Genomic DNA, 25,552 nt, shown 5'->3' on the forward strand with positions numbered 1-25,552 from the left:
TCGAGATGCTCAACAAACTAGCGTTATCGGGTATTAAAAGCCGCCTCCGTGATTACGTCGTGCTGTTTTCCGGCCTGGTCATCGGCAGCGCCATCTTCTACATGTTCATGGCGTTGGCGACCAACGACCAGTTCCAGAAGGCAAATTCGACGGTGTCCGTTACGCCGATTATCTTCGGCTTTGGGGCGGTATTACTCGCCATCATCACCTTTGTGTACATTATTTATGCCAACTCGTTCCTGCTCTCACTGCGGCAGCGGGATTACGCCCTGTTCATGATGCTGGGTGCAAAGTCGCGCAAGATCAGTCGCCTGATTTTTACCGAGACGCTGGCACTCGGTGTCGGCGCCACGCTGGTCGGGACCGCTATCGGTGTCGGGCTAACCGGTGGGGTGAGCCAACTGTTGCGGCAGATGCTGGATGCCCCCGCGCGACACCTGGTGAGCCTGTACTGGCCGGCGGTCCTGACGACCATCATCTTCTTTACCGTCCTGTTCTTCCTCGCGGCGTTGGTCAACGCCCGCAAGATGCGGCGGACGCCGGTGCTGGAGCTGCTCCATGCGGACACGCAGCCGGTCATCGTGCAGCGTCGGCCGGTACGGGAATTGCTGCTAGCTATTCTGGGTATCATCAGCCTCGGCGTTGGCTACTGGGCCATGAAGGCCATTAACCACCTGGGCATTAACAGTATTCCCATCGCGCTAGTCACCATTGTTTTGGGTAGCTTCCTGCTGGTCGGGGCCGTGGTGACATCCATTGTGGGGGCGCTACGACGCAACCACAAGTTCGCACAGAAGAACGTCCGTAGCTTTACCCTGGCCCAGATTGGGTTCCGGCTCCACTCGTACACCGCAATCTTGGCGGTGGTGTCCATCCTCTTTGCCTTAGCACTGGGTGCCATTACGGTCGGGCTGAACTTCTACCAGGAAACACCGACAATGACTAACGCACTGAGTACCTACGACGTGGTGCTGCACGACCCGACTACGGCCACGCAGCGTGAGGCCGACAAGTTGACGGGGGTTACCAGCAAGGTTACTTACGACGTCAAAGTGGATCAGTCCAACAACACCGCCTACTTCCAAGCGGATGAGGTGAACGCGCACCCGGTACTCGAGGTGAAGGCCAATTTTACCAAGCGTGACGTGATGCAGTATTCTCAGTACAAAGCGGATACGGCCAAGGAAAATACGGTCGAGTACCAGAACGCATTCTTAACGCTGACCACGATGAACATCGCGGGCGGCTCCAAACTGCGGTTTGTGGACGCGCAGTCTTATGCTCGCGCAGGTGGGCAGGTGCAGAAAGTGGTGACTTACCGGGTTAGTGATTTACGCGCCAACATTCCGGTCATGAAGAAAATCCATGAAATGGAAATTAAGCGTTACCCACAGCTGATGAAGCGTTCCGCACCGGATAAGTACACCATGTACACCATGATGAACGGGATGAACAGTGGCTTTGCCTTCATGGGCTTCTTCCTGGGGCTGGCGTTCCTCGCCATGCTTGCCAGCACGTTGATGTTCAAGATCCTGTCGGGGGCTGCCGCCGACAGGGCGCGTTACCGGATGCTATCCCGCATGGGTGTACGGCCCAAGCTGCTACGGAACTCGATTCGAACCGAAATCGGTGTCCTGTTCGGAGTGCCGGCAGTGCTGGGGGTAGTTCACGTATTGTTCGGACTCCAGCTGTTTAAAGCACTACTGATCAATCCGTATGCTGGTATCTGGGTGCCGTTTGCCATCTTTGCGGTGCTCTACATCCTGTATTACGTGCTCACCGTGTGGCTGTACAACGGGATTGTCCGTCCACGCGAGTAACCGCAATTAACGAACATTGAGCTAAAATCAAAGCGGGATGTCCACATTTTTACCATGCCGGACACATGTCAATTAATTTGGGCGTGCATTTAGGACGGTAATGGAGGATAATAGATGTGTGTTTCTCACGTGGGTGATGGCAAAGGCGCGGCGGAATGCTGTTTCGGCCGTGTCATGACATCAACCGATTAAACCAATTTTGATTATTAAAAAGCGTGTGCGTTTGCAACCAGCTTGCTGACGCGCACGCTTTTTCGTGTAAGAACTGGGCCAATGCAGTTTCGAACGATTTATGAAAAATGTGTGGCGATTGTTCTTGTTTTACGTGAATATCAGTGGTATCTTTTTTTTGTAAGCAGGGAACGGACCCTTAAAACAGAGGAGGACTTGTAGTGAAATTCACTAAGGTAGCGACTGTGGCGGCGGCCGCAGCATTGACGGTAGTTCTGGCAGCGTGTGGTTCGAGCTCGTCCAGCTCGAGCAAGACGAGTAAGCACTCGGTTGCGTTGGTCACCGATGGTGGTGGTGTCGACGACAAGAGTTTCAACCAGTCAGAATGGGAAGGGCTGGAAGCTTGGGGTAAGGCCAATGGTCTGAAGAAGGGCGTTGGTGGTTACAACTACGCCCAGAGCGATTCCGAGGCCGACTTTACGCCGAACGTTAACAAGATGGTGCAGGCTAAGTACGCTACCATTATTGGTAGTGGCTACAAGCTGAGCAAGACCATCAAGGCAGCGGCACAGAAGAACCCGAAGACCAACTTTGTCATCATTGATGACGTTATTAACGTGAAGAACGTCGCTAGCGCAACGTTTAAGGATAACGAAGCGGCCTTCTTGGCTGGTGTGGCTGCAGCTGAAACCACTAAGTCAGGCAAGGTTGGTTTCATCGGTGGTGTGCACGGTGCCGTTATCGACCGTTTTGAGGCTGGTTTCCGTCAGGGCGTTGAGCAGGTCAACAAGGACCAGAACAAGAAGGTTACTGTTGACGTGAAGTACGCTAACAGCTTTAGCAAGCCAGATGTTGGTCAGACGTTGGCACAGACGATGTACAACAACGACGAAGACATCATCTACCAGGCTGCTGGTGGTACTGGTTCCGGGGTCTTCTCCGCGGCCAAGAACGCCATCAAGTCCAAGAAGGTTTGGGTAATCGGTGTTGACCGTGACCAGACTGCCGAAGGTAAGTACAAGGGCGGCAACTTGACCCTGGCTTCCACGGTTAAGGGTGTGGACACGGCCGTTAAGGACCTGGCAACGGATGCTAAGAAAGGCAAGTTCCCTGGTGGCAAGACCATTGCGTACGGCCTGAAGGGTGACGGTGTTAAGTTGGCCCGCGACAACATGAGCGCCTCCGTATGGAAGGACGTTCAGAAGTACCGGACTGACATCATCAACGGCAAGATCAAGGTCGCTGAAACGCCATCCGCATTGAAGTAACCTAAGCGTCGACGAACCGGGGCCACTACGCCCCGGTTTTTCTATACCCTCCTTGTGGCTTGACGTAACTTGGCGTGGATCAAGCCGGGCTTGCTGGTATTGCGCTCCCGTGGACGTGGCACCGACTGGCTGCGGTGGGGAAGGCTCCAGCCCGCAAAGAACGCGGTCTTCCGCCGCCACTTAGAGCCTGTGGAAACCCACCACAGTCTCTAAGCTGGTCTCGCCGTACGTCGCTGCGCTCCTACGGCGTCCGCATACGCGGACCGTAAACAGCCAATCGGTGACACATCCACTCCGCTCCATACCAGCAAGCCCGGCTCGACCCACACATAGTGGCGTCGTCAGCAGATGGGTAGACCACGAACAGCGCACTATGCCCATGGCCTGGGGCTGCTGGTGTTACGCTCCCGTGGGTATGGGCACCACCGGCTGCGGTGGAGAAGGCTACAGCCCGCAAAGAGCGCGGTCTTCCGCCGCCACTTAGAGCCTACGGAAAAGCGCCGTAGTCTCTAAACTGGTCTCGCCGTACGTCGCTGCGCTCCTACGGCGTCCGCATATGCGGACCGTGAACAGCCAGTGGTGCCCATACCCACTCCGCTTCACACCAGCAGCCCCAGCCCTCCAATTGCGGAGTTTACAACCTTGGAGACTGGATTGGTGGCCATAACCGATAATGGCTAGCTAGCATACCAACTATAGTGGGGGTAGGTGTAGTCCACGAACAGTGAGGCAGATGCAACACCAATAGAATTCGAAATGGTGTTCATAGACACGCTAGGTACTCGATGTATTTGAAGTTATAGAACTTGATTTGTGAATAGGGTTTTATATAAGTCTGTTAACGCCGCCTCTAATTTAAGGGAGGTGTTACAACCCGCATCGCTAGCAGTATCCGTACTTATCCCCACACACCCTCGAGTGGAAATCGAACTAGCGGAGAACCTGAGTGGGGTGTGGCTGGGACTGGGGGCCGGAGCCGACTGGGTCCGGAACGGTGACCGCTACCAGGGGGTACCGCCGTTAGGGCTTTAGCCCTTACGGCGCGACGATATTCAAGACTGACGCTGGGTTTGCGGCAGCTTGAATTCGCGCCGGAAATCGCGGGCTTTGCGATTGTAGGCTTCGCCCTAGAAGCGGTCACCGTGGAGTGACCCACAAAGGCGTAGGCTCCCAGTCCCAGCCGCGCCCCGCTCAGATTCTAACCACCCAGTCCATTTGCGATTGTAGGCTTCGCCCTAGAAGCGGTCACCGTGGAGTGACCCACAAAGGCGTAGGCCCCCAGTCCCAGCCGCGCCCCGCTCAGATTCTCACACCACTAACCGTTTCCACCAGTGAATGATGTGGGGATGAAAACGGATAATGTACGGAAAATTTATAATTAGGCGCAATTACCAGTATCGGAACGGGCAGAAACACGGTAATATATTAATAGGTATTTTGGTGGTCGCAACAAATCAGCCACAACTGGTAGTATGATAGACACCAGTGGCGGCGTACACCTAGTGGGTGGCCACCGCCTACATAATTGCAGAGGAATAATTCATTTTTGGTGTGCGTGGATAGTAACACGCATGCTGGGGGACCAGCTATATGGCTACAGCAGCAATTGAGATCAATCATTTAACCAAAGCTTTCGGTACTTTCAAGGCCAACGATGATATTTCCATTTCTTTTTACAACGGCCAAGTGCACGCACTGTTAGGGGAGAACGGGGCCGGTAAGTCGACCCTGATGAACATGTTGTCGGGCATTTTGCGCCCCACTAGTGGTGAAATCAAAATCAAGGGTCAGGTGGTAGACCTCCACTCGGCCAAAGACGCGACGGACCTCGGAGTGGGGATGGTGCACCAGCACTTTATGCTGGTCGACGCCTTTACCGTCCTGGAAAACATCATTCTGGGCGCGGAGCCAACCAATGCCGGTCGCCTCAACAAGAAACAGGCGCGGGCGAAAATTCAGGCCATTCTGGATCAATACGATTTGGAGCTGGATTTGGACGCCAAGGTGAGCGACATTTCCGTCGGTATGCAGCAGCGGGTGGAGATCGTCAAAATTCTCTTCCGTGACGCGGACGTGCTGATTTTTGATGAACCCACTGCGGTGTTGACGCCGCAAGAAATTACCGAGTTACTGAAAATTATGCGGAAGCTCGCGGATGAAGCAAAGCCGTCATCCTGATTACGCATAAGTTGGAGGAAATTCGGCAGGTGGCCGACTACACCACGATTGTGCGCCGGGGGCACGTCATTCAGACCGTGAAGACGGCCGATGAATCCGCTGAGGACCTGGCCACCATGATGGTCGGTCGCGCCGTCAACTTTGCACTCGACAAGGCCCCTTACCAGGATGGGCCCGCCATCCTGAAGATTGAGCACCTCGACGTGGTCGACCACAAGAAGGTTCACCGCGTCCGGGACTTCAACTTAACGGTGCACGCCGGTGAAATTGTCGGCCTGGCCGGGGTCGATGGTAACGGGCAAAGTGAGCTGGTCAAAGCGCTGACTGGTTTGATGCCGGTTGCTAACGGGACGGTGACCGTGGGCGGTAAGGACACGACCCACGCCAAGCCGCGGCAGGTCACCGAATCCGGTGTCGGCCACATTCCCGAAGACCGGCAAAAGTTTGGCCTGATCATGCCCATGTCCGAAATTGATAACATGAGCATGATGGAGTACTACCGGCCACCTTTGGCCCACCACGGTGTGCGTGATGCCAAAGCCGCGGCGGAAATGACCGCCCGGTTGAACAAACAGTTTGACGTGCGGATTGCCGATATGCACAATTCCGCTGGCTCCATGTCTGGTGGTAATCAGCAAAAGCTGATTATTGCCCGGGAAATGAGCAGGGATCCGCAACTAATGATTGCCATGAACCCAACCCGGGGCCTGGACGTCGGTGCCATTGAGTTTATTCACCAGCAGATTCTGAACGCGCGGGCGGCAGGACATGCGGTGCTACTAATCTCTTATGAACTGGATGAAATTCGTCAGCTCGCCGACCGGATTGCCGTTATCCACGCGGGGCACCTAGTGGCGACTGAGGATGCGGAGAACTTGACTGAACAACAAATTGGTTTAATGATGGCCGGCTCTGGCCAGCAGGACAAGGAGGCCACTACCAATGCGGATTAGTAAAACTTGGATTCGTAGCATCTGGATCCCAATCATTGCGGTCTTCTTAGGCTTACTGGTGGGTGCCATCATCATGCTGCTGTCGGGGTTCAACCCGATTCAGGATTACGCCAACATGTTCATGGGTGCGGTGGGTACACCTAACGCCATCGGTGAAGTGTTGCGGACCGCGACCCCGTTAATCTTGACGGGGTGCGGCTTTGCTATCGCAAACTCGGCCGGTTTCTTTAACATTGGTGTTGCCGGCCAGGCGCTGCTGGGCTGGGTGGGTGCCGTCTCCTTTGCCCTCTGGTTTCCCGATCTGCCCCGCATCATCATGTTGCCCGGTGCTATCATTGCCGGCGTCATCTGTGGGGCCATCTGGTCCGGGATTGCCGGCGTGCTGCGGGCCTTCTTCGGGACCAGCGAAGTGATCACGACCATCATGCTGAACTACGTGGCGTTATACGGTACGAACGCGTTCGTGAAGGGCGTGCTGGCCAAAGGGGATAACGATTACTCCCCGACGGTTCCAACAGCGGCACGGTTGCGGACACCGTTTCTGGAAAACTTGACGCAAAACTCGACCTTCCATTACGGACTGATTATTGCAATTATTGCGGCCATCTTCCTGTGGTGGCTGATGCGGAAAACAACTTTGGGTTACGAAATTCGGGCCGTGGGGATGAACCCCGACGGTGCACGGTACGCGGGGATGTCCGACAAGAAGACGATTATCCTCTCTATGCTGATTTCCGGCGCTTTTTGTGGATTGGGCGGCGCCGTCGATGGTCTTGGTAACTACGAGAACATCATCGTGAACGACGCCATGCCTAGCATTGGCTACGACGGCATGTCCGTGTCGCTGTTGGCGGGCGGTTCGGCCATCGGGATCATCTTTGCGGCCGTGCTGTTTGGCCTGTTGAAGATTGGTGGACTGAACATTTCCATCATGTCGAACACGCCGTCAGAAATTGTGGACATCGTGATTGCCGCCGTCATCTTCTTTGTCGGTGCGCAGTACATCATTCGTTACGCGTTGAACACCAGCGCGCGGCGCCAGGCTGCGCGTAACGCCAGCAAGGTGACCGCATCAACGGCTGCGGCCGCGGGCGTAGCGTCTGGACCTGGTGACGCGGAGGCAGACCAGCCGCGGGCGGGCGAGATACCGCCACGCAAACGGGGCCAGAAGCAAAGCAAAGTCGAACAACCGGACCACCACGATGAACACGATGGGGAGGCGTAATCAATGGACTTACAAGTAATCTTACTGACGTTAGTATCAACAACGCTTGTCTATTCCGCCCCGCTCATCTTCACGGCTATTGGCGGTGCGTTCTCCGAACACTCGGGGATTGTCAACGTTGGTCTTGAAGGCATCATGGTCATGGGGGCCTTCGCTGGCTCGGTGTTTAACCTCACCTTTGGTAAAGAACTGGGTGGCCTGACTCCCTGGCTAGGCCTGATTGCCGGCGGGGTGGTCGGTGTATTGTTCTCACTCATTCATGCCGTGGCGACCATCAATTGGCGGACTGACCACATCATCAGTGGTACGGTGCTGAACCTGATGGCACCGGCGCTGGGGGTGTACCTGACGCGCTTGCTGTATGAAGGCCGCGGGCAGACCGCAATTTTGCAGCACCCGCTATCCACTACGACAATCCCGTTGCTGTCGAAGATTCCGGTCATTGGACCAATCTTTTTCACCAAGACGTCGGTGGTGGCATACCTGGCATTATCGTATCGATTTTCTGTGCGTGGGTGTTGACCCACACGCGCTTCGGAATACGCCTCCGTTCAGTCGGTGAGCATCCCGAGGCCGCTGACTCCGTCGGCATTTCCGTGTACCGGTATCGGTACATGGGTGTAATGCTCTCTGGGTTCCTGGGCGGTATCGGTGGGGCCGTGATGGCCGAATCGATTACGCTGAACTTCTCGGTAACCACGATTGTGGGCCAAGGGTTCATGGCCCTAGCGGCGATGGTCTTCGGTAAGTGGCACCCAGTTGGAGCCATGGGCGCGGCCGTATTCTTCGGCTTTGCGCAGAGCTATCCATTGTCGGTGCGTACATTCCGGTCATTAAGTCGATGCCGGACGTGATTTTCAGTATCGCGCCATACCTGATTACCATCATTGTCCTGGTTGCGTTCGTCGGGAAGTCGGCGGCACCAGCAGCAGATGGGTCAACGTTTGTGAAAGCTAAATAGTGATTATGGCAAAGACGGTTTCCGGGGTATACTTGGAAGCCGTTTTTTTTAGTGTCTTCACTATCGGCTGTTCCACACTGTAACGTTGGTTCTTGGTGGGTCGTTTGGGGGCTACGGATTTGTGAGACGCTCCGTATTGACCGCTCCTAGGGCGAAGCTCCAACCCGCCAAATGCGGGCGTGTTTCCGGCACAAATTCAGGCCTATCCGGAAACCCACCGGCCAGTCTTGAATCTCGTCGCGCTGTACGTCGCCTCCGGCTCCAACAGCGGTTCCCCCCCGGGAGCGGTCAATACTCCGGTCTCAGTCGCCTCCCCCCCAAACGGCCCACCATACCGGTAGCGCGGTCCTAGTGTGCGAGAGTGATAGCAATTTTCTAAATAACAGTGCCCGCGGCCACGATTTGCCACAGCGGTTGGAATTTACCAAGTGTCAAACACGTATTGCTCGGGTAACATCACTTGATCAATGTTGACAGTGCATAAACGAACTCTCAATTTGTTCCTGGGGTACGGGAACATACCATAAATGACTGGCATCTAATGGTTTAAATGTAGGTATGTAGCTCATTCTAAAATTATTCTATTTTGGAGTTGAACAGTTAACCTAGGTTTGGGTGGTGGGGATGGCGGAGGTAGCCGGCCACAGGCAACCCCAACTACCGGAGCCATCCCCACCACCAAACCGGTCGGTAACCCTTGCCCAAATCCAGCGGTGATAATGGTATGATGAGGGTATCAAGAAAACATTTGGGAGGCCCCATCATGGAACCAGTAACTGTCTACCTCGTGCGCCATGGTCAGACTTATTTGAACAAGTACAACCGGATGCAGGGTTGGTGTGACTCGCCGCTGACTGACAAAGGTGAGGCTGACGCTGACCGGGCTGGCAAGTATTTACGTGAGATTCACTTCCAGCGGGCGTACTGTAGCGATACCATGCGCGCCCGGAACACGGCCAAACACATTTTGGCAGCCAACTTGTACCCGGGTACGCACCTGCACCTGACCGAAAACTTTCGGGAGCAGTGCTATGGCTACTTTGAAGGCGACGATTCTGCCCGTACCTGGTACGTCATCGGGATGCCCCACGGCGGGTTGCGGACCTTCCACGAAATCATTAAGGAACACGGCATGGACGCCAGCAAAGACTTCATGGCTGCCGCCGATCCGTTTGGTGACGCCGAGGACGCGCGTACGTACTGGACGCGACTGATGCACGGGTTCAAAGAACTGCGTGACGACAATCCCGATGGTGGGGACGTGCTGATGGTGAGCCACGGCACGACCATTCGCAGTATCGTGGATAAGTTCGGTCGTCAGGATGGCTACGACGTGTCGGTGAGTCCAAAGAATGGCAGTGTCAGCAAGATTCAACTCACGGATGACGGTATCAAGGTATTGAGTTATAATCAGGTTCCAAAGGATTAAGGCTAACGTTTGATGATGGAGACCACGGTTGCGGCCGTGGTCTCTTTGTTTGCTTAGAGGATGTATTACATAAGTGATTGGGGTAATTTTTAATAAGGCGGTAGATAACCATGCATTTTTTTTGATAATACGTTTTCGTCGTTAATTCACTCAAATAATTTTCGCTATTTCTGGATTGGTCAGTGTGTGTCCGTTATGGGCACCTGGGTACAGCGGACCGCACAAACGTGGTTGGTGTACAAGATGACCAATTCAGCCTTTCTGGTTGGTTTGTTGTCCGCCGCCCAATTTTTGCCGATTCTGCTATTAACGCTGGTGGCTGGTACGCTCATTGACCGGTACTCCAAACGCAAAATTTTGATTATTACTCAAAGTGGTTTCCTTGCTCTGGGGGTGGTCATGACAGTGTTGGTGTACACCAACGTCGTCCAATATTGGGAAGTCATAGCCATTGCACTCGGTTACGGGGTACTCCAAAGCTTCGACACAACGACACGCCAGTCGTTTGTCGTCGAGCTGGTTGGCCATAAGGACCTTCTGAACGGGATTTCGCTTAACTCGACGGTGTTTAACCTGGCCAAAGTGGCCGGGCCCTCGCTAGCCGGGCTCTTGATGGTCAAGTTTAGCCTCGGCTTCTGTTTCTTGGTGGATGCGGCCAGCTACCTAGCCGTGCTGTTGGGGCTGTTTCTAATTAAGCAGACCCATCCACTGGCAACGCCGTCCAAGAAGCACATTTGGTCAGACGTTAAGGATGGTTTGCGCTACGTGTGGAGTCACGCGGAAATTCGCCTCAGCGCGGAAATGATGTTGATTGTCTGCACGCTTAATTACAACAACAACGTTATCATCCCCATCTTTGCCAAGGAGGTGCTACATTCGGGTGCACAGACGTACGCTAGCCTCCTATCCGCAACGGGTGCGGGCTCGTTAGTTGCCGCCATCCTCATGAGTTACCTGTCCCGCTTTGGGTTGCAGCGCAACATTTACCTGATGGTGGGCATCGGCACCGCGGCGTTGCAGGCGGCAATGATTGTTGTGCATTCGTACGGTGTCGCAATGATACTGATGGTGGCAGTGGGCTTTTGTAACATGCTCTTCCTCAACCAGTCGAACGCGGGTTTTCAGTTTAAGATTCCCAACGAACTACGCGGCCGTGTGATGAGCGTGTACGTACTGTTAAACCAGGGCACGACGCCGGTCGGCAGCCTCTTTGCTGGTGGGGTGATGGATTTGGCCAGTGGTGTCTGGGGCTTTCCTGCCTGTGGGTTGCTGGCACTGGCACTGCTGATTCCTGTGCTGTTGAGTCAAAGGCAGCTGGTCGCCCGGTGGTGGCACGGCGCCACGACCAACTGATTTGTAAACTTGGTGTTGGTTGGACGCAACCATCAAGCGTGACGGCGCGGGTTCACCGCAACCGCTTTCTATGCTATTCTGAGTAGGATTAGTGAATTTGTGAAAGTGGGTAGAATGGATATGTATAAACTGATTGTGAGCGACCTGGACGAAACCTTGCTGCGCGATGACGGAACGATTTCGGATGCGAACGTGGCGGCGATTAAGGCGGCGCGGGACCAGGGGGTGAGGTTTGTGCCCAACACGGGGCGTAGCTTCACGTCCGTGCGCGCGTTGCTTGACACTTTAGGCCTGGCCGGGCGTGACGATCAGTACGTGATTGCGTACAACGGTGGGGCCACCGTCAGCAACCTGAACGACCGCGTGGTGGCAGCGAACCCCATGGATTACGACGTTGCCCGGCGGATTTTTGAGGTGACCAAGACGTTTCCCGACACCGACACGCACATCTACACGCTCAACGAGATGTTTATGTACAACCCGCGGGCTGACGACGTGGGGTACCTGCGCACGCGAGGTGCGGATTTTACCGTCATGCCGGACGACGACTTCAGCCGGTTCCGCGACCTGCAGATTATGAAGGTCATCACGATGAATCCCGACCCCGCCGTGCAACGGGCCGTGGCCGACCAGGTGATGGCGGTGATGGACCAGCAGCTGAACCTCACGTTCTCAAGTGGCATCTACACGGAGTTCAACCCGCTCGGCGTGGATAAAGGGGTGGCGGCACTGCAACTGGGAGCGGCATTGGGCATCCGCCAGGAAGAAATTATCGGCATTGGCGATAACCTGAATGACCTCCCGCTGTTACAAAAGGTGGGCATGCCAGTCTCCGTCGCGAATGGTCGGCCCGAAATTAAGGCGGCGGCCAAGCTGGTTACTGATGCCGATTATGAATCAGGCGTGGCGGAAATGATTAATCGTTTAATTCTCCAGGCATAATCAGGTTAATGTGTGGTCGTGATTCCAGCGGGATTGCGACCCTTTTTTTTATGGTTAGATTAATTCAATAACGCACAAGCAGAAAATAATCTATCCAAAATTGCACGAAATATAGTTAGTTTCTTATTAGAGATGTGTTAAAATTGAGACGAATTAGTTCACGATGTTGACCTAGTCATGTGTTCATTGGGGAATGGCTAGACGGGCGACTGCGTGACGTTAGGACGTGTAAGCAAAGGTTCACGGAGACGGTTGGTCGCGAGTACGGCAACAATCAAAGGGGGACTTTGCATGACTAAGAACAATGCACCGCGATATACGGCGGAACAAACTGAGCATTATAAGATGTATAAACAGGGCAAAATATGGGCGTTTGCGTTAATCAGTACTCTAGCTATTGGAGCGGGGACCTTGCTTTGGGTCACGACACCGTTAGTGCGGATACCAGCAGCACACCGGTGACGGCCACCACCAACGCACGGACCGCGACGAGTGGCAACACCGCCCAATTAAGTGCTGCCAGCACCAGTAGTGCGACCAGCGAATCCAGTAGCGTTGCACCTAGCAGTGCGTCCAGCGACGCGACCAGCACAAGTAGCAACACTGCCGCCAGCAGTTCAGCGACGAGTACCAGCAGTACGCCGGTGAGTGCGGCCAGCACCACTAGTAGCGCGGCCAGCAGTAACGCCGTCAGCGCCACGCCCACGAGCGTGACCAGTAGTGTCGCTAGTAGTGCTACCACGAGTGCTGCAACCAGTGGTGTCGCTACCCAGACGTTGGTGGAACCCACCAGCGCGGCTTTGAGTGGTGCTAAGTCTCACGCCGCAGCTCAATACTCCACCACAGGCCAGCCGCAACAGGTGAACGCCGTGGCGGCGGCACCGGCAGATACTAGCAACGCGGTACTTAAAACATCCACGGCGACGGTAGGTTACGGTAGTAATCAAAAGGAACTATCACTGACCTTAGTAATTACCAACCCACAGGCGGGGGATGTCTACACGGTGACCATCCCGGCCGATACTTACATTTTACAATTTGATAGCGTGGGTGGCCTGACAGCTGACCAGGGCACCACCACGACGAGTAACAACGCGGATGGTACCAAAACTATTACTGATACCTTTACCACGAGTCAGTCTGGTGTGGTTACCCAGATTATTAAATATATACTTAAAACGAATTATAGTGCTCAGGACAAGCCAATGACGACGATTGGCTCGGTGACCAAGACCGTCACTTACACGGTGAACGGTGTGGCTCAAACACCGGTGACCTTTACCCAAACCATTCAGCCGTATGCATCGATGACCGGGATGAGCCTGACGTACCCGACCGGTAGCGCCACGACGGCCTTGCAAAGTGGCACGGAGTACGTGTTCAGTTACAATGTGGGTGAAGCCAATGGAATCCTGGACAATGACTACCAGTCGGCACGGGTGAATTCAGCCGTCAATTATGGCACGACGCTGACGATTGCTGTACCAGCTGGCTTTGCACTCAACGCAGGGGATACCGCCAAATTGAATGCGTTTACCGATGCTACCACCATCACGCAGCCCGGTGGCGCCGGCACAGATATCATAATTACCGTACCCAAAGGTCCGGTAGTCAGGGCTGGGAAGTCGCTGCTGCTTACCGTTTGGCCGGGTCCTTTACCCAGGCGGCCACGGACAAAGACACAACGTACACGGCCACAAATGCGGGCGCAATGAGCCAAAAAGTGGACGACGCGGGCACCGTGTACACGGCAACGAGTCCCACCCCGTGGTCCGTGGTGATTGCGGGCAGCGATAGTGCCGTGAAAACTGCGGGGGTCGTAACGGCCACCGGTAACAGCAGTACTACCCAGGATAAACTGGTCCTCGATAATGACACGACCAATGACCCCAGCTATCTAACCCAGTTCACCTTTGCCAACAACACGGTTGCTGACCAGAAGAACGTACAGTTTGATCTGGATATTCCTGACGGTGTGGTGGCAACGGGAATCGTGGTGCCCAAAGGTGAAGTGAGTGATAAAAATTATTTACCTGGCGACCTAACGTTCACCTACACACTGACGTTAGCCGATGGCACTACGGAAACGGGTACGGCCGCTGGTGGTGACACCATCACGAGTACTAACGGTGCCGCCATTCGCCATGCGGCACTTGTTGTGAACGAGTTGGCCGCAGGTGCCGCGTTAAATTTAACCGGTGCCCTGACGACAAAGGTCGGCAATGTCATCACTACGAACAACACTTTCAGCGTGCTGGGGACGCTCAACGCGACCCTGGACGATGGGACGGCCGTCAAGAATGGTGATGTGCTGATATTTGGGATTAGCATGACCTTTGACGGCCAGTCGGCACCATCCGCCACTGCCAAAATGACCGAGACGGTTACCGAACCCTACGCTGCTGTTTATGGCTACGTACTCCAAAACAATCAGGCTCCCGGCGCGACGAATGCGGGCACAATGGCCATCATGACCACTGGTAACTTTGCACACACGACCGACTCCATTTACGAACCGATTTTCTACTACGTCATTCCCACCGCAACCACCTTTGTGAGTGCCACGAACGTTGATCCAAGCGCCACGGTGTCCGAATTCACCGCTGATGACGGTCGCACGGTAGTCAAGATTGATTACACCGGGACCGGCCTGTCGGTTAAGACGACAACCGGCCAAGTGCAACTGAACCTCGCCAACAAGGCCGACGCCTTACCCGGTACGTACTCGTTCGCAATGTACATCTACTCGCCGACCACCGCGCTGGATAATGCCACCAAGGTGACGGACACGAGCTACACGGAGGGTAACGCCGACGCCGTTAGTTTCTATCACGGGCAAGGTATTAGTGCGTGGACCATCAACACGGCGGGTATCTTTACCGACTTCACCTTTGCGAAGGGAACGCAGGATACCGACGCTGTGACTGCTGGTAACAGCAACGCATACGCTACCACGGACTCGCACTTCTACGTGTCGTTGGTGAACACCGCTAACGACGGCCAGGATCACGACGGTACCGTCATCGTGAACCTACCCACTGAGGGCGACAGTGAGGCTCTGGCTTCACCTTTGCCCTCTCCGGGCCCGTCACCGTACCGGTCAATTACACGATTGCGGACGGTACTGGTGCGGTACTGAACGCGACCGTACTCTACTCGACCAGCCGTGCTAACGTGGTGAATAATCAGGCCAAAGTTGATACTAGTAGCTACATGACTGCTGACCAGCTAGCCACCGCCGGCATTGCGTGGAGCGACGTCCGCTCCGTACTGATTAGTATTGCAAACATTGCTAGCGTCACGTCGACCGGGCGAATTGACCTGACCGGTATGCCCGTTGATGGCGCCGACCATACGGATACGACGGGGTACCTCCAGACGGCGCTATCCATTGATGGCGGTGCGTACTCCGTGACCGGTAAGGCTCAAGGTAGTTCCAACCTGACTTTGCGTGGTTACTCAACTGTCAGCGCACGGTACCACTACGTTGACGTCAACGGCAACGACCAGTACATTGATATTCCCGACTTGACGCAGACGCTGGAAAATGGCGTCGATCAGTTGGCCACGTTGCCGACGAGCTACGACGAACTGTCCACGGTGGACCAGAACCTGATTCCGGAGGGCTACGAACTAAGTGGCACGTACAAGGTATTCGCGGCGGACGGCAAGACCGCGGGCAAAGCAGCGTCGGGGGTGGTGGCCAGCCGTGACTTTGACGGCGACATTATTCAGTACGAGCTGCAGGGCAAGTACGTCGTGACCTTTAATGTCGTTAACGACACGACCGGTGAAACTACGGTGGCGAAGACCGTCCGCGGTGCATCGGGTCAGCAAGCGACTTTCAATGTTGATGTGCCTAACGGCTATATGCTGTCTCCTAACCAGGAAGCGGGTGTCACCGTAACCAAGGGCGCCGTGAACTACACGCTGACCGCGGTGGACCAGCAAGTAGTCAATGTGCACATCGTTAAGGTCAATAATCTGACTGACGATTTACAGTACGGTTTGTCAGAAGTAACGGATACCGGCACGGTGCTCAACAGTAGTACGGGTACTGCCACCGCGCGGGTGACCTACGTATTACTTGGCAAAGATGACAACGACACAGCCACCACGATTGCTGCAAATATTGGCGCAATGGGGGCTCTGGCGCAGTTGGTTACTGATGGGTATACCCTCGTTGGAATCAAGGCCACAATCAACGGTCAAACAGTGACAGCGGACATCGGCACGGACACGTATAATACCCTCGTTCAGCGGCTCAACCTGAACGCCATGGCGGCCGGGGCCTTCTTTGACGCTCCGACGTATTACAACCGGTACTTTGACACCACGTTCAGTTTGTCCGCAGACCCAAACGTTCAAATTCAGCTGGTTGTCAGTGCGGATCCGCAGACTGTGAACGTTATCTACAAGGACGCAGACAACAACAATCAGCAAGTGGGTGCCACCGTACCAGTCACCGGGACCACGGGTGCAACCTATAACTGGACCGCCTCCGTACCAACTGGCTACAAACTCGCAACCGGCCAGGCTGCCACTGGCAGTTACGCGTACACCACGGCGGCCGACCAACAGATTGTCATCTACCTGGCGCACGAGCACGCGCAGACTACGGAAACGCGCGCGTACACAGTGACTTACACCGGCGCACCCAAAGACAAACTACCGGCTACCAGCACCCAGTTGGTGACCTGGAATGAGGATATCGACGCGGTTACCGGGGCCAAAAACTGGACGCCGCAGTCCACGCCAGCAGTCGTCGCAGTGACCCCAATCGCGGGCTACACGGCCAGTGATACCGCCGTGGCCTTTGTGGTCACCGCCCTCAACAACGAGGACCCAGTGGATGAAAGCAAAGTGGTTACCTACACACCAAACGCGCAGACCACGAATATTCAGTACGTGGACGACGATAATAACGGTGCGCAGGTTGGTGCTCTACTTCCAATTAACGGGACGACGGATTCGAGCTTCACCTGGACCACGGACGTGCCTGCAGGTTACCAGCTGGCAACCGGTCAGGTCGACGGTGGCCGCTACACCTTTGCCGCCGCGGATAACGCCCCAATCGTGGTCCACCTGACGCATGCACACACCACGGCGACTAGCGCCGTGGACTACACCGCCCACTACCAAGGGGTGGCGAATGGCGGTACACCGGCGGACAAGGCAAAGCAGATTACGTGGACCGCGGACACCGATAACGTGACCCACGTGACGACCTGGACGAGTGGCCAACAAAGCATCACGGTCGACTCACCCGCAGTGGCCGGCTACACGGCTGACCGCACTGCCGTCACGTTCACGGTACCGGCGACCACTACGACGGCGCCAACTGCCCAAACGCAGACGGTGACCTACACGGCGGACAAGCAGACCACGATTCTCAAGTACGTGGATGACGATAACGGTGGCGCGCAGGTTGATGCGTCGGTACCATTTACGGGGACCACGGGCTCGAGCTTCCGCTGGTCCACGGACCTGCCGCAGCATTACCAGCTGGCAACCGGTCAGGCTGACAGCGGCACGTACACCTTTGCCGCGACGGAGAATGCGCCAATCGTGGTGCACCTGACGCACACACACATGGTGACAACCAAAGACGTGGATTACACCGTGCACTACCAGGCGTAACGGACGGTGCCAACCCAACCGACGGCCAGCAACAGATTACCTGGACGGGCGATACCGATGACGTGACCGGCAAGACCACGTGGACGAGCGGCCAGCAAAGCGTCGCGGTGGCTTCGCCGACAGTGGCGGGCTACACGCCGGACCAGGCCAGTGTCACGTTTACGGTGCCTGCAACCAGCGTAACGGCACCAACCGCAAAGACGGCGACGGTCACCTACACGGCAAACGGGCAGAGCACAACGCTGAGTTACGTGGATGATATAACCGGCGCCACGGTCGGTATGCCAACCACGCTGACGGGGGCGACGAACAGCACTACCGGCTGGACGGCCGTCGTACCAACGGGCTACGTGCTGGCAGACGGTCAGGCTGCAGTTGGCAGCTACACCTTTGCCGCGACGGGGAATACGCCGATTGTGGTGCACCTGACGCATGGAGAGAGCCACGGTACTGCGACGACGAGCCGCACCATCACGTACGTGGTGGCGGGTAACGCGACGCAGGCCCCGGCCGCGGTCACGCAGACCGTGCAGTGGCGCACGACCACGGACCTGGTCACTGGCGCCACGGTGGCGACGCCGCAGGGCAACTTTGCGGGCGTCACTACGCCGTACCTGCCGGCGACGACCCGCGACGGTGCGCAAACCAGCTGGCAGCCGGACGTGGCGAACGTCGCGGGCATGCAGCTGACGGCGCAGACGGGGATGCCGACCAATCCGGCCGATGTCACCGTAACGTACCGGCCGTACGCGCAGGTTGACACCAACGACCCGCACGTGTGGACGAAGCACCAGGTCGGCCCGGCCGTTTACGCCGAGCAGTACGTGGTCAACTTTGTCACCACTACGGGCAAAGTCGTGGGTACCACGCAACTCGTCGGTAATGCCGGCAACCAGTTCGGTGTGACCGCACCGACCGGCTACCACTTCGTCGACAAGGCGGCCGGGACGGTGACGTTGCCAGCAAGCAATACGGCGGCCATCAACATCCTGGTGGCGGCCGACAGCGTGGATAACGACGGCACCAAGACGCCAGGTGGGGATGACGACAACACCACCCACCACCTACCGTCAACCGGTGACAATACGACCACCACGGGCGCTGGCACGCAGGGCAAAGGTACCGCGACGGACGCAACCCGGACGGTACCGACTGCAGCGTGGACGTTACCAACAACTGGGAGCACGAACCATAGCCTGCCAGCAACCGGTGGCCGGTCGTTACCACAGACTGGTGACCAGCAGAACGCCTGGGCCATCCTCGGGGTGGGCCTGCTGACTGCCACGCTGGGGCTCTTCGGCATCAAGCGTCGGCGCGACACGGAACGGTAATTTAGGGTAAACAAATGGCTTCAGGTTTGACCGCTACGGTCTGACCTGAAGCCATTTTGCGTGGAGTGAACCCGCGGGTGGCCTTGGGGACTGCGGCTTACGTGCCCTACGCCGTAATTGCTGCACCCGCACGCTCCGGACGTTCCGTCCTCCCGCGGATTCTGGAGTCAAAGAAAATCACTTTGTCTCCAGAATCTGCCGTTGTAACTCGCGTTGCTCGAACGGCGCTTTGGGGTCGCAACAACTACGTCTCCGGGCACGACGCCTCCGTCCCCAAGCCCACCCGCGGTTCCCGCTACTGTAATAGTTCCGTCCCCATCATGATTGTATAACTGGCCGGTTTAATCAGTTGTCCGTATATCCCATCCGCGTGTACACCGTCGCCAGCAGGATGCCGAACCCTAGCACCAGCAGCAGGGCAAAGTCGACTTCGGCTCCCAATACCGTGGCGCTCGTCGTGGTCATACTCAACGTAAACGCCGCGATGACTGCGACATCACACTGGTGCCCAGCGAGCCGGCGTATTGCTGCATCATACTGAACAACGAGTTCTGGTCGGATTTCTGCGTCCCGCTAACCTGCATGCTGCCGTCGGAAATGGCGACCCCGAACCCGGAGTTAAAGCCCAGCCGCAGCACCACGTACAGGCCAGCAATACCAACCACGGTGAGGCTGTCCGTGAATACCCAGAGGAGGGTCAGCGCAACGCAGACCATGATGCTGCTGAACAGCAAGGGGATGGTTGCACCGACGCGGTCATACACGCGCCCGGCGAGCGGGGCGGTCACGGCACCGACAAGGCGCCGGGCAGCAACATCAGTCCCGCCGTCATGGCTGACGCCCCCAGTACGGTTTGCGCGAGCAGCGGCAGCACGAGGGAGAGACCGATGTTGATGAACTGGAGTCCAAAGTAGGCTAGCAGCCGTAACCGGAGCACGGGTAGTTTAAGGATGCGGTAGTTAAGCAACTTACGGGTTCCTTCCGGGCGTAGATGGCAAATACAAGCGCGATGACGATACTACCGGCCAGCCAGAGCCAGAATGAGCTACCAGTCCAGCCATAGGTTCCCGCACCGTTGAAGGCAAGGACGATGCCGGCGAACAGAGCCGCCAGAATCACCATGCCGAGGTAGTCGAAGCGCTGCTGCCCGACACCCGCGGCTTTACCCGTGATGGTAGTGGCACCCAGAGCTGCAATGATTACAAGTAGCGGTAGGATACCGATGAAGACGGCCCGCCACGACCAGATGCTGGTGAGGACGCCGCCGTACGTCGGGCCCAGCGCGGGTGCGAGCGATACGATGACGCTGGCAAACCCGGTGTAAACGCCCAGCTGGGTATGGGGGACGCGAGCAAAGATAATTTGGAACATCAGCGGCGTCGAAATCCCGGTGGCGACGGCCTGCAGGAGGCGCCCAGCGAGGAGAATGGGGAAACTGGGTGCAAAGAGGCACAGCAAGCCGCCGATCAGGCAAATGGCGACCGCATAGAGAAAGAGTGGCCGGGGATTGAAGCGTTTGAGCATGTAGGCGGTGGTGCTCATGACGATGGTGACCACGAGCAGGTACGCCGTGGTGAGCCACTGCACGGTATCGAGGGTGACGCCCATCGTTTTGATGAGCGTGGGAAAGGTGACGTTCATCGACGTTTCGACGAGGATACCGACGAATGACAGCAAGCCGACTGCTAGGATTGATAGTTTGGTCTTGGTGGGGACTGATTTTGTTTCTGGGTGCATTATGCGGTACTCCTTTACATGTATGTTGTTTGTGGAGAACTGGCGGGTGGGCGGCAGCAGTCCCGTCTCTTTGAATGGTAACTCCGTACTAAAATATACCCGCAGGTTCTCGCAACCTGGGCTTGGCAATTAAAACTGTCGGTGGCTAACTTGCGGGAGTTGGTTGAGCAAATTATCGTTTTATGGCAACAAAAAACCGGCCCCGGGGCTTTACGCCCCACCAGGCCGGTTACTATTGTTAATCGTTAAAGTTCCCTGTTTCCACGTCGCTAATGAACTGCTTCAGGTGCTTGAAGTACACTGGAGCGTTGTCAATCATGTGGTGGTGTCCACCATCTGGCGTCGTTACTAGACGAGCGTGTGGAATTACCTCTGCCATCCGCTGGGCGGACTTCATCGGCATCGTTTCGTGCTCGCCGAACGTCAGGAGAGTTGGCACCGTGATGTTGTGAATCTGGTCGCGCAGGTCAAAGTCCTTGAGCTTACCAGTGACAACGAATTCGTTGTCGCCCTGGAAGACGTTGTAAACGTCAGTTGCCATCGTGCTAATCAGGTGACTGATTGCCGGTGGCTGCTTACGGTCAACGTAGCCGGCGTTGAGGATATCGACGTAAGACTGGTACTTCGGGTCGTCCCAGTTGCCCGCTGCTTCCTGTTCCTTCATGTACTTCACGGCTGAAGGTGGCAAAGCCTCTTCGCGGACGAGGTTGATGTGTTCAACGTACTCGTCAATATTGTCGGTCATCGAACTAACGATGGCCCCTTTGAGGTGCTCGCCGTACTTGAGCGCGTACAGCTGCGTCAGTGCGCCACCCCACGACTGACCGATCAGGTAAAAGTTGTCCAGGCCGAGCTTCTGGCGAACTTCTTCGACTTCATCCAGGTAGTAGTCGTAAGTGAGATACTTGGCGGCAATTTCCGGGTCAGAGTAGTCCGGCTGGTCAGAGTAGAACGAGCCCAACTGGTCGTACATATGTACCTGAACGCCGAGGTCAGCCAGTTCTTCACCAAAGTTTTCCCAGTACTCATGCGTGCCACCAGGGCCACCGTGCAGGCAAAGGAGGTGAATGTCGCCTTCGCCTTGTGTGTTGGTCCACAGGTGGTACCCGTTATCAAGCGTGATGATAGTTGTGCCTTGCTTCATTGTGTGGGTCACCTAGTTTCTTAATTAATATAGCTTCATTTTAGCACAATTAGGGGGATGTTCGACGGCCGTCTAGTTAATGCAATTGCACGTTGAGTAGCACCGATTCCTGAGACTTTCGTTAGTCCAGAATTTGGACTGAATGTTGGTCGGCTGCACTTTGAATTGGTGTGGGCAAAGTTACATCGCACGCAATGTAGTCGAGGTCGTGCATTTGGGCGCTGATGTATAACTGGTGTTTGCCGACTTTGGTACTATCAACTAACAGCATACTCTGGTCAGCATTGGCTGAAAAAGCATGCTTAATTCCAGACTCCAAGTCGTTGGCGTCCGTGGCTCCCTTGTCAGTTAGGCCACGGCATGAGAATACGGCCAAATCTGCCTGGTAGTTGGCAATATCTGTAATGGCCTTGTTACCGCCGACATTTTGCAAAACGGAATTAACGCGTCCGCCTAGCAGGCTAACGTGCCAAGAACTGTTTTTGGAACACTCAATCGCGGGCACAAAGCCGTTTGTGACGATGTAGAGATTATCGATGCTCATCAGTTCACGGATGAAAACCAGTGTGGTGGTACTGGAATCGACGAACAAACACATACCGGGGGAGACAACAGTCGCGGCCTTTTGGGCCAGTTGGCGTTTCTCCTTGAGGTTAAGGGTGGCGGAATAATCGTACGGCACGTCCTCAGGATCACGAATAAGCGTGATACCACCAGTAACCCGGCGAACGAGCCCCATCCGTTCCATATCGCGCGTATCACGACGGATAGTTGCTTGGCTAACGAATAGTTGGCTAGCGATGTCGGAGTAGCGACAGAATTTTTGATTATTGACTAGTTTGAGAATCTGTTCTTGGCGTTGGTAGGGAATCATAATGTCACCTCATGACAATGCCTTTGCGAAAATACAACTTAATTATGACAAAATTTGAAAATATTTCAACCTTTTCACCACTCGTTGTCAAATTATTGCAAGCTCGATATACTCTCCAATGTAAGCGCTAACGAAAGGGGCAAACATTATGGCATTAATGGGATTAGACCTCGGTACTACCGGGGTTAAGAGCACCATCACTGACAATGCGGGCAACATTCTTTCGGCCGCATATCAAGAGTATCAAACCACGATTCAGGGTGAGTGGGAATACGAACTCGATCCGAGCACCGTTTGGGCTAGTACCAAGTACGTGATTAAGGAGTCCAGCAAGTTTGTCGACGAGGAAATTCTGGCGGTCAGCGTTTCTTCGTTCGGTGAAGCGTTTGTCGCGGTGGACGAAAACGGTGAGCCGCTCCTCAACACGATGCTGCAGACGGATATTCGTGGCAAAGAGGAATTGGCGGACTTGTTGACGCGGATCTCGACGGACGAAATTCGTGCCAAGACGGGACTTAACCCGGCGGTGACCTTTTCCGTCCCTAAGATTATGTGGATTAAGGCCAATCATCCCGATTTATACAGTCACATTCACAAAATTCTACTGTACGGGGCCTACATTCTATACAAGTTGGGTGGCGTGAGCGCCATTGATTATACGCTGGCTGACCGCTCGCTGGCCTTTAACGTGACGGCCAAGGACTGACGATGATATCCTGTCTGCCGCGGGGATCCAACGTGAATTAATGCCTGATGTTTATCCGTTAGGCACCGTCGTCGGCACCATTAAACCCGAATTAGCGGATGTTTTAGGGGTCAATCGGGACATGAAATTAGTCACCGGTGCCCACGACCAGATTTGTGTCTCAATCGGTGCGGGGACAATTGAAGAGGGTATTGCAACAAACGGGATGGGCTCGGTCGATAATATCTCGCCGGTTTTTACGGATTTGTCGCACCTCGAGGACAACGCTAAACATAACTACCCGTCCGTGCCGTACATGGACGGAAAATACACTACCATTTCGTATATCTATGATGGTGGCACCTCACTGAAGTGGTTCCGTGATGCCTTTGGTTATCAGGAGGTAGCCGCGGCCCATCTTGCGGGGGTGAGTGTGTACGACATCTTTAATAAGTATATCCCTCAGGAACCCACGAACTTGTTGGTGTTACCACATTTTAGCGGGGCTGCCGTACCCTATTTCGATGAGGATGCACGCGGCATGATAGTGGGTATTTCCAGCGCGACTCGAAAAACTGATATCTACCGGGCTTTAATGGAAGGCGTGGCCTTTGAACAGCGGATGAACATTGAAAATATGGATCGCGGTGGCATTCACATTAACAAGGTGCGCGCGACGGGTGGTGGCTCCCGTTCGGATATGTGGCTGCAAATCAAAGCTGACATATTTAATCGCGACGTCGAACGGGTCCACATGAAGGAATCGGGCACGATGGGTGTTATCATCATGGCCGGTGTGGCCGTTGGCTTGTTCGATTCATTTGCTTCGGCCATGAAGAAGCTGGTCACCATCGACAAGGTGTTCCACCCAGATCCAGCCAGGGTTGCGTTTTACAACCAGCAGTACAAAAAGTATTTGGCACTATACCCATTTAGTCAGCAGTTACGGTTACTTTAGGAGGAAAAATAATTATGGTTTTAGTTAACGCAAAGGAATTAATTAAGGACGCAAAGCAGCGGCATTACGCCATCGGTTCGTTTAACGTGACCGACATCGAGATGGTTCGCGGCATCGTGGGTGCGGCAGAAAAAGAAAACTCACCGGTGATTATCCAGTTCGCGGAACTGCACGACAACTACGTACCACTCGATGTGATTGGTCCGGTCATGATTAACGCGGCAAAACACGCGTCGGTGCCGGTGGTTGTGCACTTTGACCACGGGGTGACGTTTGACAACATCGTGCGTGCCATGCGGTTGGGCTTTACTTCCGTGATGATGGACGCCTCCCAGGATGACTTCGAAACTAATATTGCCCGCACCAAGGAGATTGCTAAAATCGCGGCGCCACTGAACGTTTCGGTTGAAGCCGAACTGGGACCGATGAACCGTGAAGGTGGCGGTGATGACGTTGACTACGCTGACCTGGACAAAACGTACACCAATCCGGAAGAGGCACAGCAATTCATCGAACAAACCGGCATTGATATGTTGGCGGTTGCGTATGGGACCGTGCACGGGGTTTACACGCAGGCACCCCACTTAAACTTTGGCCGGCTGAAGGAAATTGCTGACCTCGTGGATTTCCCACTGGTCGTGCATGGGGCCTCCGGGTTATCGGATGATGAGTATCGTCAGTCCATCGACAACGGGATTTGCAAGATCAATTACTATTCTGAAATGGTGCACCGGGTCGCGATTGAGGTGCAAAAGCGCCTCACGGAAGGACTCCAAAACAAGCAGTTATTCATCTCGGATGTAAGCCCGTGGGAAATTGAAATTGTGGAAAAGGAAATTCGTGAGCGCCTGCGTGTATTTGGTTCGACCGGCAAGGCATAGGG

At 55.2% G+C, this 25,552-nt stretch carries 17 protein-coding genes and 3 pseudogenes; 15 read left to right on the plus strand and 5 right to left on the minus strand.

The genetic code is table 11. The features are described from left to right. Nucleotides 1-5 precede the first annotated feature (5 nt). The 13 genes and pseudogenes from JCM12539_RS02510 to JCM12539_RS15470 all read left to right on the plus strand — a co-directional run bounded on the left by JCM12539_RS02510 (nucleotide 6) and on the right by JCM12539_RS15470 (nucleotide 19,271). A complete protein-coding gene (locus tag JCM12539_RS02510; protein ID WP_054649006.1) occupies nucleotides 6-1,820 on the plus strand; it encodes an FtsX-like permease family protein in 1,815 nt (604 codons plus the stop codon). Nucleotides 1,821-2,212: 392 nt separating this feature from the next. Further along, entirely contained in the window at nucleotides 2,213-3,259 is a 1,047-nt protein-coding gene (locus JCM12539_RS02515; protein ID WP_054649008.1) for a BMP family lipoprotein, read from the plus strand. A gap of 1,590 nt (nucleotides 3,260-4,849) precedes the next feature. After that, a pseudogene (locus tag JCM12539_RS02520) lies at nucleotides 4,850-6,390 on the plus strand (ABC transporter ATP-binding protein). After that, complete coding sequence (locus tag JCM12539_RS02525; RefSeq protein WP_082405293.1) at nucleotides 6,380-7,615, plus strand: ABC transporter permease; 1,236 nt, start codon at nucleotides 6,380-6,382, stop codon at nucleotides 7,613-7,615. The pseudogene JCM12539_RS02520 and the gene JCM12539_RS02525 overlap by 11 nt, the downstream one beginning before the upstream one ends. Nucleotides 7,616-7,618: 3 nt before the next feature. Then, nucleotides 7,619-8,576, plus strand: a pseudogene (locus tag JCM12539_RS02530) (ABC transporter permease). Between the two features lie 763 nt (nucleotides 8,577-9,339). Next, entirely contained in the window at nucleotides 9,340-10,005 is a 666-nt protein-coding gene (locus JCM12539_RS02535; protein WP_054649011.1) for a histidine phosphatase family protein, read from the plus strand. Nucleotides 10,006-10,119: 114 nt separating this feature from the next. After that, nucleotides 10,120-11,358, plus strand: coding sequence for an MFS transporter (locus JCM12539_RS02540; RefSeq protein WP_054649013.1), 1,239 nt, complete (start codon nucleotides 10,120-10,122; stop codon nucleotides 11,356-11,358). Between the two features lie 114 nt (nucleotides 11,359-11,472). Continuing rightward, complete coding sequence (locus JCM12539_RS02545) at nucleotides 11,473-12,300, plus strand: Cof-type HAD-IIB family hydrolase (RefSeq protein WP_338043275.1); 828 nt, start codon at nucleotides 11,473-11,475, stop codon at nucleotides 12,298-12,300. A 345-nt stretch (nucleotides 12,301-12,645) separates the two neighbouring features. Further along, the gene (locus JCM12539_RS15025) at nucleotides 12,646-12,762 is read left to right on the plus strand and encodes a KxYKxGKxW signal peptide domain-containing protein (RefSeq protein WP_369396047.1); all 117 of its coding nucleotides are present in this window, start codon (nucleotides 12,646-12,648) and stop codon (nucleotides 12,760-12,762) included. Then, nucleotides 12,717-14,015, plus strand: coding sequence for a hypothetical protein (locus tag JCM12539_RS02550; protein ID WP_054649015.1), 1,299 nt, complete (start codon nucleotides 12,717-12,719; stop codon nucleotides 14,013-14,015). The genes JCM12539_RS15025 and JCM12539_RS02550 overlap by 46 nt, the downstream gene beginning before the upstream one ends. Then, complete coding sequence (locus JCM12539_RS02555) at nucleotides 14,012-15,439, plus strand: autotransporter outer membrane beta-barrel domain-containing protein (protein WP_054649017.1); 1,428 nt, start codon at nucleotides 14,012-14,014, stop codon at nucleotides 15,437-15,439. The genes JCM12539_RS02550 and JCM12539_RS02555 overlap by 4 nt, the downstream gene beginning before the upstream one ends. Nucleotides 15,440-15,474: 35 nt before the next feature. Then, entirely contained in the window at nucleotides 15,475-17,940 is a 2,466-nt protein-coding gene (locus JCM12539_RS02560; protein WP_156302009.1) for a mucin-binding protein, read from the plus strand. A gap of 35 nt (nucleotides 17,941-17,975) precedes the next feature. Further along, complete coding sequence (locus tag JCM12539_RS15470) at nucleotides 17,976-19,271, plus strand: mucin-binding protein (protein WP_225350209.1); 1,296 nt, start codon at nucleotides 17,976-17,978, stop codon at nucleotides 19,269-19,271. A gap of 345 nt (nucleotides 19,272-19,616) precedes the next feature. Here JCM12539_RS15470 and JCM12539_RS15475 read toward each other — a convergent pair whose 3' ends face one another. From JCM12539_RS15475 to JCM12539_RS02580, 5 genes are all read right to left on the minus strand, one after another. Then, entirely contained in the window at nucleotides 19,617-19,742 is a 126-nt protein-coding gene (locus JCM12539_RS15475; protein WP_439645109.1) for a hypothetical protein, read from the minus strand. After that, nucleotides 19,739-20,035 carry an MFS transporter gene (locus JCM12539_RS15480; RefSeq protein WP_439645110.1) on the minus strand — a complete coding sequence of 99 codons (297 nt, stop codon included), beginning with the start codon at nucleotides 20,033-20,035 and terminating at the stop codon, nucleotides 19,739-19,741. Before JCM12539_RS15480 ends, JCM12539_RS15475 begins: the two co-directional genes overlap by 4 nt. 151 nt (nucleotides 20,036-20,186) lie before the next feature. Then, nucleotides 20,187-21,008: an MFS transporter gene (locus tag JCM12539_RS15485; RefSeq protein ID WP_439645111.1), complete on the minus strand. Its 822-nt coding sequence runs from the start codon at nucleotides 21,006-21,008 to the stop codon at nucleotides 20,187-20,189. 238 nt (nucleotides 21,009-21,246) lie between these two features. Further along, on the minus strand, nucleotides 21,247-22,152 hold the full coding sequence (locus JCM12539_RS02575; protein WP_054649023.1) for a proline-specific peptidase family protein: 906 nt from the start codon (nucleotides 22,150-22,152) through the stop codon (nucleotides 21,247-21,249). A gap of 121 nt (nucleotides 22,153-22,273) precedes the next feature. Next, nucleotides 22,274-23,026, minus strand: a complete 753-nt coding sequence (locus JCM12539_RS02580) for a DeoR/GlpR family DNA-binding transcription regulator (protein WP_054649025.1) — start codon at nucleotides 23,024-23,026, stop codon at nucleotides 22,274-22,276. Between the two features lie 148 nt (nucleotides 23,027-23,174). On the opposite strand from JCM12539_RS02580, the pseudogene JCM12539_RS15490 reads away from it, so the two are divergent. Beyond that, nucleotides 23,175-24,669 (plus strand): annotated as a pseudogene (locus tag JCM12539_RS15490) (FGGY-family carbohydrate kinase). Between the two features lie 14 nt (nucleotides 24,670-24,683). Continuing rightward, nucleotides 24,684-25,550 carry a class II fructose-bisphosphate aldolase gene (locus tag JCM12539_RS02590; protein WP_054649027.1) on the plus strand — a complete coding sequence of 289 codons (867 nt, stop codon included), beginning with the start codon at nucleotides 24,684-24,686 and terminating at the stop codon, nucleotides 25,548-25,550. Nucleotides 25,551-25,552: the final 2 nt, after the last annotated feature.

Origin of the sequence: Lacticaseibacillus pantheris DSM 15945 = JCM 12539 = NBRC 106106, assembly GCF_001311175.1 — a bacterium.
Lineage (GTDB): Bacteria > Bacillota > Bacilli > Lactobacillales > Lactobacillaceae > Lacticaseibacillus > Lacticaseibacillus pantheris.